Raw genomic sequence first — 469 nt, 5'->3', positions numbered from 1 at the left:
CATCACCACCCCCGCCTCGATCATCCGCAACACCAGATCCGTCGCCCCCACCTTCAGCAACATCGTGGTCTCACTCATATTCGAGTCCCCCACGATCACATGCAGCCGACGGAACCGCTCGGCGTCGGCGTGGGGCTCGTCGCGGGTGTTGATGATCGGGCGGGAACGGGTCGTGGCGGAGGAGACCCCTTCCCAGATGTGCTCGGCGCGCTGCGACACGCAGTACACCGCGCCACGCGGCGTCTGGAGCACCTTGCCCGCCCCGCAGATGATCTGCCGCGTCACCAGATACGGGATCAGGACGTCCGCCAGGCGGCCGAACTCGCCGTGGCGTCCCACCAGGTAGTTCTCGTGGCAGCCGTAGGAGTTGCCCGCCGAGTCGGTGTTGTTCTTGAACAGGTAGATGTCACCGGCGATGCCCTCCTCCCGCAACCGCCGCTCGGCATCCACCAGCAGACCCTCCAGGATC

1 protein-coding gene is annotated in these 469 nt (G+C 66.3%); it reads right to left on the bottom strand.

Annotation, left to right across the window (positions count from 1 at the left end):
• Positions 1-469, bottom strand: a 469-nt coding sequence (locus QSK21_RS35955; RefSeq protein WP_285702226.1) for a proteasome accessory factor PafA2 family protein, incomplete at both ends; no start/stop codon positions are given.

Source organism: Actinomadura sp. NBRC 104412 (genome assembly GCF_030269515.1).
Classification (GTDB): Bacteria; Actinomycetota; Actinomycetes; order Streptosporangiales; family Streptosporangiaceae; genus Spirillospora.
The sequence above is the reverse complement of the archived record's forward strand: the minus strand, read 5'-3'. Positions and strand labels throughout refer to the sequence as shown.